This is a genomic window from Vibrio fluvialis, assembly GCF_900460245.1.
In the GTDB taxonomy this organism is placed as follows: Bacteria; Pseudomonadota; Gammaproteobacteria; order Enterobacterales; family Vibrionaceae; genus Vibrio; species Vibrio fluvialis.
On sequence record NZ_UHIP01000002.1, the window covers coordinates 758,668 to 774,119 of the forward strand.

The following is a 15,452-nucleotide window of genomic DNA, read 5'->3' on the forward strand; positions in this document are numbered from 1 at the left end:
TTGGCTGGCCAGCAGGCATAAAAAAAGCGCCGCAAGACGGCGCTTTTTCGATGGAGCAGTGAGCGAATTATTTCGCAGCCACTTCACCCAGTTTGATCCACGTATCAATCACGGTGTCTGGGTTGAGCGAGACCGAACTGATGCCTTGTTCCATCAGCCATTCCGCCAGATCTTCGTGATCGGATGGACCCTGACCACAAATGCCGACGTATTTGCCTGCTTTGGTTGCCGCATCAATCGCCATCTTCAGCATCACTTTCACCGCAGGGTTGCGCTCGTCAAACAGGTGCGCCACGTCACCGGAGTCACGGTCAAGGCCAAGGGTCAACTGAGTCATGTCGTTTGAGCCGATAGAGAACCCATCGAAGTACTTGAGGAACTCATCCGCCAGTACCGCATTGGATGGCAGTTCGCACATCATGATCACTTTCAGGCCTTGCTCGCCACGGCGCAGGTCAAACTTCGCCAGCAGGTCAATCACCGATGCCGCTTCGCTTGGTGTACGCACGAATGGAATCATGATTTCGACGTTTTTCAGTCCCATCTCGTTGCGCACGCGTTTCACCGCCAGCGTTTCCAGTTCGAAACAGTCTTCAAACACCGGTGAGATGTAGCGAGACGCGCCGCGGAAGCCCAGCATTGGGTTCTCTTCGTGCGGTTCGTAGTGCTTACCACCCACCAGGTTGCTGTACTCATTCGATTTGAAGTCTGACATACGCACGATCACGCGTTTTGGCCAGAATGCCGCGGCGATGGTCGCGATACCTTCAGTCAGTTTGCTGACGTAGAAATCGATCGGATCTTTGTAACCACGAATGCGGTTGGTTATTTCGGCTTTCAGCTCGTCGGTTTGCGCGTCGAAGTTCAGCAGCGCTTTCGGGTGAATGCCGATCATTTTGTTGATGATGAATTCCAGACGCGCCAAACCCACACCTTCGTTCGGGATTTGTGCAAAATCGAAGGCACGATCCGGGTTACCCACGTTCATCATCACTTTGGTTGGCAGCAGTGGCAGTTCATCAACCGATGAGCGGCGCACTTCAAAGTCCAGCAGTCCTTGGTACACGTAGCCGGTTTCCCCTTCCGCACACGAAACGGTCACGGTTGCGCCGTCTGTCAATGTGCTGGTGGCGTTCCCACAACCGACGATCGCCGGAATGCCCAGTTCACGCGCGATGATCGCAGCGTGACAGGTACGGCCGCCACGGTTGGTGACGATCGCTGCGGCTTTCTTCATCACCGGTTCCCAGTCTGGGTCGGTCATGTCGGTGACCAGCACATCGCCTTCTTTGACCAGTGACATTTGATCCAGTGAATCGACCAGACGAACGGTACCGCTGCCTATGCGCTGACCGATCGCGCGGCCTTCAATCAGGATGTCGGCTTTGTTGTTCAGCTCGTAACGCTCAATGACGTTCTGTTCGCTTTGTGAACACACGGTTTCTGGACGCGCTTGTACGATGTACAGCTTGCCGTCGATGCCGTCTTTCGCCCACTCGATGTCCATCGGACGCTGGTAGTGCTTCTCGATGATCATCGCTTGTTTTGCCAGCTCTTTGATCTCGTCATCGCTCAGAGAGAACTGATTACGTTCTGCGTCTGTGGTGTCGATGATTTCAACCTGTTTGCCGATCACCTGGCTGTTGGCGTAAATCATTTTCACCAGCTTCGAACCGAAGGTTTTCTTCACGATCGGCGCTTGGCCTGCTTCAAGCAACGGTTTGTGCACGTAGAACTCATCCGGGTTCACCGCGCCTTGTACCACCATTTCGCCCAGACCCCAAGCCGAGGTAATGAAGACGACTTGGTCGAAACCAGATTCGGTATCGAGGGTGAACATCACGCCCGATGCCGCTTTGTCTGAACGCACCATGCGCTGGATACCCGCCGACAGCGAGATGCCGCGGTGGTCAAAGCCTTGGTGCACGCGGTAAGAGATCGCGCGGTCGTTAAACAGCGACGCGTACACGTGCTTGGTTGCTTCCAGCACCGCATCGATGCCTTTCACGTTAAGGAAGGTTTCTTGTTGGCCTGCAAACGAAGCGTCTGGCAGGTCTTCTGCAGTGGCAGAAGAGCGAACCGCCACTGAAAGCTCGGGGTTGCCTTCAATCAACGTTTCGTAGTTGTCTCGAATGTCCTGCTCTAAATCTGCAGGGAATGGGGCGTCTAATACCCATTGACGGATGGTGGCACCTGTCTTGCGCAGGGCTTCTACATCGTCAACGTCCAGTTCGTCGAGCAGGTTGTGAATGCGATCGTCCAGTCCTTCAAAATCAAGGAATTGGTTGAACGCGTAAGAGGTTGTCGCAAAACCGTTGGGTACGGACACACCGGCGTTGGCGAGGTTAGATACCATTTCGCCAAGTGATGCGTTTTTACCGCCGACTTTATCGACATCTTCCATGGATAGGCTATTGAACCAGAGGGTGTTCTTTTGCATGTCTTTCTCCAGAAACATTGCAGCTTTGTAGGGGAGGGCAATCGATTACGTGGCAACTGAAAAAAATTCCGAGGAATTTTTCAAAGCTGTGGGGGCCGTAATGGCATGCCGGGTTTTATTATCGGTATTATGTAAACCATCGTAATAAAATTTATTTGAATGTTTAAACGAAAATGGAAATAGATTGTCAAAGCCGTGATGTATTCTACGTTTCGGATGGAACCGCGATTACATGTGAAACATTGGGTCACGTCGTTCTCGGCCAGTTTTCTTTTGTGCCGAACGAAAAGACCTTTCCGTTTGTCGAAACCGACGACAAACTGAGCGAGCTCATCAAACAGATCGAGCACTCATTTCAGCGCAACGGCATTCGCCCGTTGGTGTTCTTCTCCATCGTCATTCCTGAGTTCCGCACGCGTCTGCTGAATGCCCCCGCGCACTGTTATGACGTGCTGGAAAGCATTGTTCAGCGCGTCAAAGATGACATTCAGATGGAACCGACGCCGAAACTGCAACGTTCGCGCAGTGTCGGCAAAGATTCCAACACCTACTTTGACCGCATCGCCGCGATTGAATACACCTTGGCGCACGATGACGGCATCTCCACCAAAGGCCTCGATCAAGCCGATGTGATTCTGCTCGGCGTGTCGCGCAGTGGCAAAACCCCAACCAGTTTGTACATGGCGATGCAGTTTGGTCTGCGCGTGGTGAACTATCCGTTTATTGCCGACGACATTCGTGCGCTCAAACTGCTGCCGGAATTTGAAATTCACCGTCACAAGTTGTTTGGTCTCACCATTGACCCTGAGCGTCTGACCGAAATCCGCGAAAACCGCTTATCGGGCAGTGACTATGCCAGCACCGAGCAGTGTCAGACGGAGCTCGCCACGGTCGAAGCGCTGTTTCGCCGCGAAGCGATTCCGTACATCAACACTTCATCGTTGTCGGTGGAAGAGATCTCCACCCGTATTCTTGAAAAAGCGGGCCTGAAACGGCGCTTATTCTGACGTTAACGCCCTATTGTTCAAGCCATCAACAGGGAGCCTCGGCTCCCTGTTTTTTCGCGCTCTGTAAGCGATAGTCAGCAACCACTTTAATTAACCGGGCGCGCCACTTCATCGACTAAATACAGAATCGACTGGTACGGAATGCCGCTGTGATGCGACAAGCCAATTTCACACGTACGGCTGTTACTAAAACCGCGCGAGCAGGCTGACGGCACTTGCTCTTTCAATGGATGCACCGCCGCCGCGTTCAGCTCTGGAGTAGTAAACCCTTTGTCGCCCGCCCAACCGCAGCACTGAATGTGCTCTGGCACCACGACATCGGTCACGCACGCCTGCACCAGTTTGAGCATCTCGCTTTCCAGCCCCATGCGACGCGAACTGCAGGTGATGTGCAGCATCACGGTTTCCTGTTTCGGTGTGATTGCCAGATGATCCAGCAGATACTTGCTGACAAACCCCGTCGGTTCGAGAATTTCCAGCGGCTTGGTGAACTGCTCAATGCTGCGTTTGGCGCACGGGCTGGTGTCCATCAGCACCGGATAGTCGCCGTGATGGCTCGCTTCCCACAGCGCCTCTTCCAGTTGCTGGGCTTTGCTTTGCGCCAGTTCGGTCATGCCTTTGCTGTCGTAGGGCATGCCGCAGCACTGGCTGCTGAGTTCGCTCGGCAGAATCACTTCAAAACCCGCTTTATTGAGCAGCGATAAAGTCACCTCTGTCAGTGGGCGCTGATCCTGCGCGTCGCTTTGCTGGCCCATATTGCGGCTTGCACACGACGGCAGATAGACCACTTTTTTCTCACGGCGCGGCAGATTTTCGGCGGCCTGTGCCAGCTTATAGGTGTTGGCCTGTGGCATTTCTGGCATCCACAGCGGTGTTTTGCCTTTAGTCAGATTACGTAAGCCGTTGGTCAGATTGCCGACGGTTTTCTCACCCAGCGCCTTGGTCGTCAGTTGGTTCGCTTTCAGTCCGCTGCGCGCAATGGCGGTGGTAGCGGAGAAGTGATCGGCCGTCCAGCGCGCAATGGGGGTGAATTTCTGATACTTGGCGGTGCGCAGTTTTTTCACCAGATCGCCAGTGTTGATGCCCACGGGGCAGCGCTCGGCACACAATCCGGTCGCGGCGCAGGTATCTAGCCCCTGATACTCGAACACTTGCTCAAGTTCGCTCGCCTGCATGTTTTCACCCGCGGCAATACGGCGCTGCAATTCACGGAACAGCACAATGCGCTGACGCGGAGAGAGCGTTAAGGTACGCGACGGACACACCGGCTCACAGAAGCCACACTCGATGCAGCGGTTGACCAAATCATCGGCTGCCGGCATCGGTTTGAGATTGCTGATGTGCGAATGGGGATCGGTGTTGATGATGACGCCCGGGTTGAGCAGGCCGCGCGGGTCAAACAGCGCTTTGATTTTCTGCATCAATGCGTAGCCGTCTTTGCCCCACTCCAGCTCTACATACGGCGCCATGTTGCGTCCGGTACCGTGCTCCGCTTTCAGCGAGCCCTGATACTTCACCGCCACCAGCTCGGCAACATCGTCCATAAAGGCGCCGTAGCGGTCGATCTCTTGCTGGCTGTCAAAGCCCTGCGTGAACACAAAATGCAGGTTACCTTCCAGCGCATGGCCGAAAATGATCGCTTCGTTGTAGGCGTATTTGTCGAACAGTGCCTGAAGATCGCGCACGCCAGCGGCGAGATCTTCAACCGGAAACGCCACGTCTTCAATGATAACGGTGGTGCCGACTTCGCGCACGGCACCCACGGCCGGGAACATGCCTTTGCGAATGCCCCACAGCGTCGCCACCATACGGCTGTCGGTGGTAAAGGGCACGGATTCGAGAATGTGAAAATCGCTCAGCGCGCTCATGATCGCGTCGCACTGCGTATCCAGCGTAGCTTGATCGCTGGCGTGGGATTCAATCAGCAGCGCGGCGGCTTCGAGATCCAATCCGGCGATAAACGCAGGCATGCCTTTTTTATCGGCCACCGAGCGCATCGCGCGGCCATCCATCATTTCAACCGCCGCGACCGGCGATTTAGACAGCGTCGTCACGGCTTGGCTGGCTTGTTCGATATCGGCAAACACCAACAGCGCCGACGCTTTGTGCGCGTGTTCAATGACCGTGTTGTAGGTGATTTCGGCGATAAAGCCGAGTGTGCCTTCTGAGCCGATCATCAGGTGCTCAAGCACCTCAATCGGATCGCTGAAATCTACCAGCGCATTGAGTGCGTAGCCGGTGGTGTTTTTCAGGCGGTATTTGTGACGAATGCGTTCGGTTAATTCCTGATTGGCGAGCGTTTCAGCGCACAGCGCTTCAAGGCCCGCAACCAGATGTGCTTTGTGCTGCTTGAAGTGTTCAACGCTGGCGGCGTCTTTGGTATCCAACACAAACCCGTCGGCGAAGACGATTTTCATGCTGTCGACGGTGCGATAGGAGTTCTGCGCCGTCCCGCAGCACATGCCGCTGGCGTTATTGGCCGCGATGCCGCCGATTTTACAGGTATTGATCGACGCCGGGTCCGGGCCGATTTTGCGCTGGAACGGCGCAAGGTATTTGTTGGCATCGGCGCCAATCACGCCCGGTTGAAGGAGGATTTTGTCGCCATTCTCGAGGATCTGGTGACCACGCCAATCGTCGGTCAATGTGATCAGCACAGAATCGGACACCGCCTGACCCGACAGGCTGGTGCCTGCTGCGCGAAAGGTGAAGTGAATACCGAGTTCGCCGCAGCATTCAATGGCAAAAATCACTTCGTCGAGTGATTTCAGGCGCAGCACGATTTTGGGAACCAGACGATAAAAACTGGCGTCGGTGCCGTAAGCGAGGCGCTTGGCCTCCTGAGTCACGATACGTTCCGGGTCGATTTTGCTGCTCAGTTTCTGTTCTAATTGACGATAATGTTCGGCAGTAGGTGACTGATTCATCATAGCTTCCAGTGTCATGAAAGAAGGCTTCAAAATGGAATTTCGAAGCCTTCTTGGTGTTTATCCTTTGACCAGCGACTCACGCGACAGGTCTTGAATGGTTTTGGCGCCGGTCAGCGTCATGGCGACTCGCATCTCTTTTTCAAACAAGTCGAGCAGGTTTTCCACCCCGGCCTGTCCTTGGGCGGCCAGTGCGTAAACAAAGGCGCGGCCGAGGAGCGTACAGTCGGCGCCCAGTGCCAGCATGCGCACCACATCGAGGCCCGTGCGGATGCCGGAGTCGACCAGAATCTTCAGGTCGCCTTTCACCGCATCCGCGATGTCTGGCAGCGCACGCGCGGTCGAAAGGACGCCGTCGAGCTGACGGCCGCCGTGGTTCGAAACCACGATGCCATCAGCACCAAAACGTACCGCATCTTTGGCATCTTCGGTATCCAGAATGCCTTTGATCACCATCGGGCCGTCCCAGAAATCACGAATCCATTCCAGATCTTTCCACGAAATCGACGGGTCGAAGTTCGCGCCCAGCCAGCCGATGTAATCTTCCAGTTTGGTGGGTGTGCCGCGATAGGTTGAGATGTTGCCCAGATCGTGCGGTTTGCCCAGCAGACCCACATCCCACGCCCAGCTTGGGTGCGTCATAGCTTGCATTACGCGGCGAGCGGCCGCGTTCGGACCACTCATGCCGGAATGCATGTCGCGATAGCGTGCGCCCGGCACTGGCATATCCACTGTAAACACCAGCGTGGTCACGCCGGCGGCTTTGGCGCGTTCCAGCACGTTTTTCATAAAGCCGCGATCTTTGAGTACGTAGAGCTGAAACCACATCGGGCGGTCAATCGCGGGCGCCACTTCTTCAATCGGACATACTGAGACGGTGGAGAGCGTAAACGGAATGCCTTTGTTACTGGCGGCGGTGGCCGCCTGCACTTCGCCGCGGCGGGCGTACATGCCAGTCAGGCCAACCGGCGCGAGGGCAATCGGCATCGACAGCGATTCACCAAACAGTTCGGTCGACAGATCAAGCTGTGACATGTCGTTGAGCACACGTTGGCGCAGCGCGATGTCGGACAGATCGTCGGTATTGCGGCGCAGGGTATGTTCACTGTAGGAGCCGCCATCGATGTAGTGAAACAGAAACGGAGGCAGTTTGGCTTTCGCCGCAGCACGGTAGTCGGTAGATGCCGAAATAATCATAGATACATTCCTAATGTTAGCTCATACAGGTCAGATGCCTGTTTATCCCGGACAACCCGGACGCTGCTGGGGGAGGCTTGGTGCGCAGCGTCAGGTTGGCGGGGTATCGTTGACTTAAGAGTTCATTAACGCGTCGGTCATGTGGAAACCGTAGATCACGGCCAGACCAATTAATCCTGTTACTACAAGGTAGTAGAAAGTTGGAATGATGGTTTTGCGCAGTGTCGCACCTTCACGCCCCAACAAGCCGACCGTAGCCGACGCCGCCACCACGTTGTGAATGGCAATCATGTTGCCGGCTGCCGCGCCCACCGCTTGTAGCGCGATGACGATAACGCTCGACACGCTCAGCGTTTGTGCCACTTCAAACTGGAACTGGCTGAACATCATGTTAGAAACCGTGTTCGAACCGGCAATGAAGGCGCCCAGTGCTCCTACCGTTGCGCTCAGAGCCGGGAAGGCGCTGCCCACCAGACCCGCCGCAAAGTTCGCAGTGGTGACCGGCATACTCGCCAGATCCGACATGTTTACGCCTGAGTTGATGAAGATACGCACCATGGGAATCGTGAATACCAGCACGAAACCTGCGCCAATCAGAGTTTTGGTCGATTCGCCCAGCGCCTGACCCATCGGTTTGAGGCTGCGCGCTTGCAGTAAGACGGCCAGCAGAGCCACGAACACCAGAATGCCGCCTGGTAGGTAGAGTGGTGCAATCGAGGCACTCACGCCCACTTCGCCGAGAATGTTGTTGAACGCCAGATTTACGCTCAGCAGCAGGCCTTTGAAATCCGCACTCACGCGGCTCAGCACCAGAATGACCGCCAGCAGCACGTACGGTAGCCACGCCAGCGCGAGGCCCATCGGTTTACCTTTGATGTCATCCAGTTCCATTTTCAGTGAGCCGAGCCATTCCGCTGGCCATTCGTTTTCCGGGCGGAAATCCCAGCTCTGTTTTGGCACCAGAAAGCCTTTTTTCGCTGCGGTGACGACAATCGTCAGACCGAACAGACCACCCACCAGTGATGGGAATTCAGGACCCAGTAGCACGCCAGTCAGCGCGTAAGGAACCGTGAACGCGAGGCCGGCAAACAGCGCGAATGGCAGGATGCTCAGACCTTCGGTCCAACTGCGGTTTTTGCCAAAGAAACGGGTCAGCATCATCGCCATCAGCACGGGCATCAAAGTGCCGACGCTGGCGTGGATTAACGCCACGCTGGCGGTGATCTGCTGCAGGTATGCGTCCCAGTTTGAGCCGTGCGCCACCAGAGCTTCGGTGATGTTGTGTGTATCCAGGCCTTTGTTCACACCGACCAGAATCGGTGTACCTACCGCGCCAAATGAAACCGGCGTGGACTGAATCATCATGCCCATCAGCACCGCTGCCAGTGCAGGAAAACCGATGGCAACCAGCAGAGGCGCTGCAATGGCTGCGGGCGTGCCGAAACCGGAAGCGCCTTCGATGAATGAACCAAAACACCAAGCGATGATGATGGCTTGAATGCGGCGGTCAGGTGAAATGTTGGTAAACCCATTGCGAATCACGGTAATCGCGCCAGTGTATTTCAGTGTGTTGAGCAGGAAAATCGCCCCAAACACGATCCACAGCACGGTGACGGTGATCCCCAATCCTTGCAGAACCGACGCCAACACGCGGTTGGCCGTCATGTCCCAAAATGTCAAAGCAATCGCCACGGTCAGCGCAAAGGCGACCGGCATGGCTTTTTTTGCTGGCCAGTTCAGGCCAACCAGAAGAATGGCTGCCACCACAATCGGTGAAAACGCAACCAATGCTAATAAAGTGTCGCTCATGGAATACTTCCTCGTCCTTGAGCTCTCCATCCGTAAATGATGGCTTAACGCGTGCTGTAGGATACGGGTTAAGACGTTAGAGCTCGGTGTTACAAATTTTTATAGTTGTGATGGGTTTGTTAATTCGGCGTGAATGTACCCCTTTATTTTTTGGTGATATAGGGAAATAATGAAAATAATTAGTTCCAAAATTGGCATAATCGAATGCGTGCAGACGACTTAATTCTGTTTTCTCAGGTGGTAGAGCTGGGCAGTTTTAGTAAGGTAGCTGAACAAAATAACCTTACGAATTCGGTAGTTAGTAAAAGAATGGCGCGACTGGAAGAGGAATTGGGCGTTCAGCTATTATATCGAACAACGCGTAAATTGACCCTGACCGAAGCGGGCAAGGCGTTGCTGGCGAGTGCGAAAAATGTGAAGCAAGCCACTCAGGAGGCGATGGATGCGGTGGCGGGGTTTGGCGAAAATGTCAGCGGTCACATACGCATGTCGGTGCCCAGTATCTCGGGTGATTTGATTCTGGCTGACGCGGTGGCGGAATTTTGTAACCTGCATCCGGGGCTGACGGTGGAAATGTCGCTCGATAACCGCTTCGTTGATCTGGTGGAAGGTGGCTTTGATTTGGTGATCCGCACGGGTTATCTCGAAGATTCCAGCCTCATCGCGCGCCATATTCTGGATTCACAATGGGTGGTATGCGCGTCGCCATCCTACATTGCGCGTAACGGCAAACCGATTAAGCCGGAAGATTTGGTCAATCATAACTGCCTGCAATACGCTTACCAGACGACAGGGGCGACCGATTGGGAGTTCAAAAGCGCCAAAGGCAACTACATTGTGCGCGTGTCAGGAACCTTCACGACGGATAATGCTACGGCGCTGCGTAAGGCGGCGCTCGGTGGTCATGGCATTGCTTACGTACCGCGTTGCTTGGTGTATCACGATTTTCGTAATGGTGAGCTGGTGGACATTTTCCCGGAGCAGGTCGGCAAGAAACTCGGCATCTACGCGGTGTATCCGTTTACCCGCCAACCGCCGAACAAAGTCCGTTTGCTGATTGAACACATTCGCGCCCGTTACTTGGCCATTTCCCACTATTTCTGAGCTTTTTACTGTCGGTTCGTTGTTATCGGTTCGCACCAGAAAAGAAAAATGCCGCATCCGTGCGGCATTATCGATCGGCGGCCAAACCGATATCAATCATATTGACGGCGCCAGTATGGCGACGCTCAATGACAGTTTGATTACGCGGCGACCTCGTCTTCGATATCAAACGAAGCGGCAATCAGTTTCTTGGTGTAGTCGTGCTGCGGACGATGGAAAATATCCTCGGCGCTGCCTTGTTCCATCACTTCGCCTTTTTGCATCACCATCACGCGATCCGACAGCGCTTTCACCACGCTGAGGTCGTGGCTGATGAACAGAAAACCGATATTTCGGCGCTGTTGAATGTCTTTGAGCAAGTCAATCACGGTCAGCTGCACCGAACGGTCGAGGGCCGAGGTCGGTTCGTCGAGCAGAATGAATGATGGTTCCAGGATCAGCGTGCGCGCGATCGCAATGCGTTGACGCTGACCCCCAGAAAACTCGTGCGGATAGCGGTTGATCGCGCTGGCATCCAGACGCACCTCTTCCAGTGCTTTGCGTGCCCGTTGCAGACGTTCAGCTTTGCTGATGTGCGGTTGATGCACCAGCAATCCTTCGGTGATGATTTCGCCGACCGTCATGCGCGGCGACAGGGAACCGTAGGGATCCTGAAACACCATCTGAATGTCTTTTTTCAGCGTCAGGCGCTGCACTTCGCTCAGCTTGCGATAGTCCATGCCTTTAAACTCAATTTCGCCTGTTGATGGCAGCAGGCCGATCAGTGCGCGGCCCAGTGTCGATTTGCCGCTGCCGGACTCGCCGACAATGCCGAGCGTTTCACCCTGTTTGAGTTCCAGTGAAATGCCTTTCACTGCTTCGAAATACTGATTCCGGCTGGCAATAAAATGCGGTTTGATCAGGAATTTGACCCGAATGTCGCTTGCTTTGAGCAGCGCGGGTGCATTCGCATCAACCGGATCTTTGCTGCCTTTAGGAATGGCGTTAATCAGCATACGGGTGTAGTCGTGCTTGGCGTTAGTAAACAGCTCTTGAGTGTCACCTTCTTCGACCACATCGCCTTTGCACATCACCAGTACGCGGTCCGCGACATAACGCACCACGCTCAAATCGTGGGTGATGAACAAAATCGCCATGCCCATTTTGCTCTGAATCTCTTTGATGAGCTTGAGCACTTCCGCCTGCACCGTCACGTCCAGTGCGGTGGTTGGCTCGTCGGCTATCAGAATGTCGGGCTCGTTGATCAGCGCCATCGCAATCATGATGCGTTGTAATTGGCCGCCGGAAAATTCGTGCGGATACTTGCTGTATGCCTGCTGCGGATTTGGCAAGTGCACCAGTTCAAACAACTCCAACACGCGCTGTTTGGCCTGAGCCATCGACACGTTGCGGTGACACATCATCGCTTCTGCTACCTGAATGCCCACGCGCAGGTAAGGATTGAGCGAGGTCATTGGTTCCTGAAAAATCATCCCGATGCGATCGCCGCGCACCCGGCGCATCTGCACTTCGCTTTTTTCCAGCAGCTCTTCGCCTTCAAACACGATGCTCGACTGGGCATCAATCCGGGCATTGTTAGGCAACAGTTGCATCAGCGCGTTGGTTGAAACGGATTTGCCACTGCCGGACTCTCCGACGATGGCCAGCGTTTCACCGACATTCAGTTCGAAATTGACATTGTTGACCGCATTAACCACGCCGTCATTGGTTTGAAAACTGACCGACAGGTTTCGGACCTGCAACAGAGGAGAGTGTGACATTGTACATCCTTATCAATTGATCACGGGTGCGCCGCTTTGCAGCTCGCGATAAGACTTCAGTTGGGTGAAATAGTGGTGTGCTTTTTCCACCTGTTCATATTCCAGTTGCCAAGAGGCATTGCGCTGCGCGAGACAGAACGCGCCGATGTGACGCAGCAAATCATTACTGTTTTTTTCCAGCACAGGAGAGACGGCGGCGACCAAATCCGATTCTTCAATCGACATGAACTGCAGCAGCGCATAGGACTGATTAAGTACCTCAAACGCACGCTGGTACTGACCCATGTTGTTGAGGATTTCTGACTGATAAACCGCCGCGTCGCGCAATCCGGCGATCAGGCAGCTCATCTGACAGGGCTTGGTGTTCTCGTCGTGCGTAGCATGCTGAATGTGGTGCGGCAGATGATGCAGCACATCCTCAAACAAATAGTGTGCCTGCGGCCAGTGGCCCTGTTCGAGCAATTTTTCCGCCTGAAGATACGTGGTCCAACATTGTTGCAGATTCATAGTCCGCCTCCTGTGCATCGATGGAGAATATTTAAATGCAAATAAATATCAATTGCAAATGATTGTCATTTTTAAGTTGGATATTGTTCGCCGCAGTGATTACCCGCTTGAGGGTGCAAATTGATTATTATTTGTTCGCTTGAGCGCGAATCCAGTCTAAGTCACTAAAAAGTCAATGCTTTACATCTACACTTAGGCTACAAAACAAGAAGTATAAATACCAAAGGAGGGGAGTATGGCGATTCAACAATTGAACGCAGCGCAGCTCTACCATGTTGCAGAGCTAGAAAAACTGCCGTGTAAATCTACCAAAGAATTGGCTCCCATTGATGAAATCGTTGGCCAGGAACGCGCACAAAAAGCGGTCGAATTTGCCATGTCCATCAAGGAAAAGGGCTACAACATTTACGCCATCGGGCGCAATGGCCTTGGCAAACGCACCATGATTCTGCGTTACCTCAGCCGCCACAAACATGAAATCGCCGAGTTGTTCGATTGGTGCTACGTGGCGAATTTTGATGACATTCGTACTCCGCGTGTGCTTAAACTGCCGTGCGGTGTGGGTCAGGCTTTCCGTCAGGATATCGAAAAACTGATGGTGAAGCTGATGAACGCTATTCCGCTTGCCTTTGACAATGAGCTCTACTTCTCCCGTGCCGAAAAGCTGAAAAACCAGCTGGCTCAAAAGCAGCAGGATGAGCTGGAAGAGATCACCCGCAAAGCCAAAGAACGCAATATCAGCCTGACTATTACCTCTCAGGGGGATTATCAGTTCGTTGCCATGAACGGCGAAGAGCTGCATACCGAAGAGACCTTTGACGCGCTAAGTAAAAAAGAGCAGGAACAGTTCAGCCAGACAATCGATGAGCTGGAAGTGGCGCTGCGCAATATGGTGCGCCAGCTGACTGAGTGGGAAGAGTCGTACAGCGAAAAAATCAAAAAGCTGAATGACGACGTCACACTGGATGTGATTGGTCACTTTATCAAGCAGCTGAAACACGATTACTCCAAGTACTCCGAAGTCAAAACCTATCTGACCGAGTTGCAAAAAGATATCGTCGAAAACGTGGATATCTTTTTGGATGAAACCGGTGAACAGGGTGAACTGGCCAGTGCCGCGCTGGATAAAAAACTGCCGCGTCGTTACAAAGTGAACGTGCTGGTCAGCCGCAACAAAGAAGATTTTCCTATCGTAGTGGAAGAGAACCCGAACTATCACTCGCTGTTCGGTTACATCGAAACCGCGACCTACAAAGGGACCGTGTTTACTGATTTCTCACTGATTCGTGCTGGCAGCCTGCACAAGGCCAACGGCGGTGTGTTGCTGATGGACGCGGTGAAAGTGCTGGAGCAGCCTTATGTGTGGGATGGCCTCAAGCGCGCGCTACGTTCACGTCAGATGAGTTTTACTTCTCTGGAAAAAGAAGTGACGCTGACGGGTACTGTATCGCTTGATCCGGAACCGATCCCTCTGGATGTGAAAATCATTCTGTTTGGTGATTACCGCACCTATGAGTTGCTGACGCACTACGATCCTGAGTTCAGTGAGCTGTTCCGTGTCACCGCTGATTTTGAAGATGAAATGAAGCGTACCGCCGATTCTGAGCTGCATTACGCCCGTTTTATCTCCAGCATCGTGCACGACAACAACATGCTGCATTGTGATCGTAAAGCGATTGCCCGCATCATTGAACACAGTTCGCGTATCACCGGCGATCAGAACAAGCTGTCGCTGCACTCGGCGCACATTGCCAATCTGCTGCGTGAGTCCAACTACGTGGCTCGTCAGGCGAACTCGAATATGATTCGTCAGAACCACGTCGATGAGGCGCTGAAGAATCAGGAAATGCGCGTCAATCGCCTGCAAGAAGGGGTGATGGAGAGCTTTGTGAACGGCACTACGCTGATGCAAACCGAAGGCATGGCGATTGGTCAGGTGAACGCGCTGTCGGTGCTGGCGACCAGCGATCACGCATTCGGCGCGCCAAACCGGATTACCGCGACGACGTCATACGGTGATGGCGACATCATCGATATCGAGCGCAGCGTGGATCTGGGCGGCAGCATTCACTCGAAAGGGGTGATGATTCTGTCGGCTTATCTGAGTTCGGTCTTTGGCCGCACGGCGCGGGTGCCCCTGACCACGACCATCACGTTTGAACAGTCTTACGGTGGTGTGGATGGTGACAGTGCCAGCATGGCAGAGTTCTGTGCCATTGTGTCGGCGTTCTCCAAACAGCCGAACCGTCAGGACATTGCGATTACCGGTTCAATGAACCAGTTCGGTGAATCGCAGCCGATTGGCGGGGTGAATGAGAAAATTGAAGGCTTCTTCGACGTGTGTGGCATCAAAGGGCGCCACAATACTCAAGGGGTGATCATTCCTCGTTCGAATACGCATAATCTGATGTTGCGCGCCGATATCGTCAAAGCGGTGGAAAAAGGTGAGTTTCACATTTGGGCGATAGACCATGTGATTGAAGCGATTGAAATTTTCACCGGAAAACCCGCTGGCGTTGCAACGGATGACGGCAGTTATCCGGTGGATACCATCTTCGGTTTGGCACAGGCCAAACTTAACGCCTTGCGCAAGTAAGCAGCCTGTTTATGCGCTGACTTTCAATGGCCACCTTTGGGTGGCCATTTTTATATATTTCTTCATAAATTGTCATGATTGATTCACATTTCTCCTGTGTGAGAA

At 53.7% G+C, this 15,452-nt stretch carries 9 protein-coding genes and 1 pseudogene; 4 read left to right on the forward strand and 6 right to left on the reverse strand.

Annotated elements, in window-relative coordinates; all coding sequences use genetic code 11:
• Window positions 1–67: 67 nt before the first annotated feature.
• Window positions 68–2,458, reverse strand: a complete 2,391-nt coding sequence (ppsA, locus tag DYA43_RS18500) for a phosphoenolpyruvate synthase (protein WP_020328873.1) — start codon at window positions 2,456–2,458, stop codon at window positions 68–70.
• Window positions 2,459–2,613: 155 nt separating this feature from the next.
• Here ppsA and ppsR point away from each other — a divergent pair, with 155 nt between their 5' ends.
• Window positions 2,614–3,447 (forward strand): posphoenolpyruvate synthetase regulatory kinase/phosphorylase PpsR, encoded by an 834-nt coding sequence (gene ppsR / locus DYA43_RS18505; RefSeq protein ID WP_061055350.1) that lies wholly within the window; start codon window positions 2,614–2,616, stop codon window positions 3,445–3,447.
• 86 nt (window positions 3,448–3,533) lie between these two features.
• On the opposite strand, the gene DYA43_RS18510 is transcribed toward ppsR, so the two are convergent.
• The 3 genes from DYA43_RS18510 to DYA43_RS18520 form a co-directional block, all read right to left on the reverse strand.
• Window positions 3,534–6,392: an FAD-binding and (Fe-S)-binding domain-containing protein gene (locus DYA43_RS18510; protein ID WP_081094682.1), complete on the reverse strand. Its 2,859-nt coding sequence runs from the start codon at window positions 6,390–6,392 to the stop codon at window positions 3,534–3,536.
• 42 nt (window positions 6,393–6,434) lie between these two features.
• A complete protein-coding gene (gene lldD, locus DYA43_RS18515; RefSeq protein WP_047459483.1) occupies window positions 6,435–7,571 on the reverse strand; it encodes an FMN-dependent L-lactate dehydrogenase LldD in 1,137 nt (378 codons plus the stop codon).
• Window positions 7,572–7,685: 114 nt separating this feature from the next.
• Window positions 7,686–9,338, reverse strand: coding sequence for an L-lactate permease (locus DYA43_RS18520; RefSeq protein WP_370446016.1), 1,653 nt, complete (start codon window positions 9,336–9,338; stop codon window positions 7,686–7,688).
• Between the two features lies 1 nt (window position 9,339).
• Here DYA43_RS18520 and DYA43_RS23285 point away from each other — a divergent pair.
• A pseudogene (locus tag DYA43_RS23285) lies at window positions 9,340–9,417 on the forward strand (deoxyribodipyrimidine photolyase); the annotation flags it as partial.
• 167 nt (window positions 9,418–9,584) lie between these two features.
• On the forward strand, window positions 9,585–10,484 hold the full coding sequence (locus tag DYA43_RS18530; protein WP_004727550.1) for a LysR family transcriptional regulator: 900 nt from the start codon (window positions 9,585–9,587) through the stop codon (window positions 10,482–10,484).
• A 140-nt stretch (window positions 10,485–10,624) separates the two neighbouring features.
• Here the strand turns inward: DYA43_RS18530 and DYA43_RS18535 are convergent, their stop codons facing one another.
• Window positions 10,625–12,244 carry an ABC transporter ATP-binding protein gene (locus DYA43_RS18535; protein WP_061055351.1) on the reverse strand — a complete coding sequence of 540 codons (1,620 nt, stop codon included), beginning with the start codon at window positions 12,242–12,244 and terminating at the stop codon, window positions 10,625–10,627.
• Window positions 12,245–12,256: 12 nt separating this feature from the next.
• Window positions 12,257–12,751 (reverse strand): hypothetical protein, encoded by a 495-nt coding sequence (locus DYA43_RS18540; RefSeq protein ID WP_024375144.1) that lies wholly within the window; start codon window positions 12,749–12,751, stop codon window positions 12,257–12,259.
• A gap of 235 nt (window positions 12,752–12,986) precedes the next feature.
• Between DYA43_RS18540 and DYA43_RS18545 the strand changes: the two genes are divergently transcribed.
• Entirely contained in the window at window positions 12,987–15,347 is a 2,361-nt protein-coding gene (locus tag DYA43_RS18545) for a Lon protease family protein (protein WP_020328880.1), read from the forward strand.
• Window positions 15,348–15,452 lie beyond the last annotated feature (105 nt).

What these genes read in the sequence shown, in the direction of transcription:
- ppsA (WP_020328873.1), bottom strand. Translation starts at nt 2,458, where the DNA reads ATGTTTCTGGAGAAAGACATGCAAAAGAACACCCTCTGGTTCAATAGC.
- ppsR (WP_061055350.1), top strand. Translation starts at nt 2,614, where the DNA reads ATGGAAATAGATTGTCAAAGCCGTGATGTATTCTACGTTTCGGATGGA.
- DYA43_RS18510 (WP_081094682.1), bottom strand. Translation starts at nt 6,392, where the DNA reads ATGACACTGGAAGCTATGATGAATCAGTCACCTACTGCCGAACATTAT.
- lldD (WP_047459483.1), bottom strand. Translation starts at nt 7,571, where the DNA reads ATGATTATTTCGGCATCTACCGACTACCGTGCTGCGGCGAAAGCCAAA.
- DYA43_RS18530 (WP_004727550.1), top strand. Translation starts at nt 9,585, where the DNA reads ATGCGTGCAGACGACTTAATTCTGTTTTCTCAGGTGGTAGAGCTGGGC.
- DYA43_RS18535 (WP_061055351.1), bottom strand. Translation starts at nt 12,244, where the DNA reads ATGTCACACTCTCCTCTGTTGCAGGTCCGAAACCTGTCGGTCAGTTTT.
- DYA43_RS18540 (WP_024375144.1), bottom strand. Translation starts at nt 12,751, where the DNA reads ATGAATCTGCAACAATGTTGGACCACGTATCTTCAGGCGGAAAAATTG.
- DYA43_RS18545 (WP_020328880.1), top strand. Translation starts at nt 12,987, where the DNA reads ATGGCGATTCAACAATTGAACGCAGCGCAGCTCTACCATGTTGCAGAG.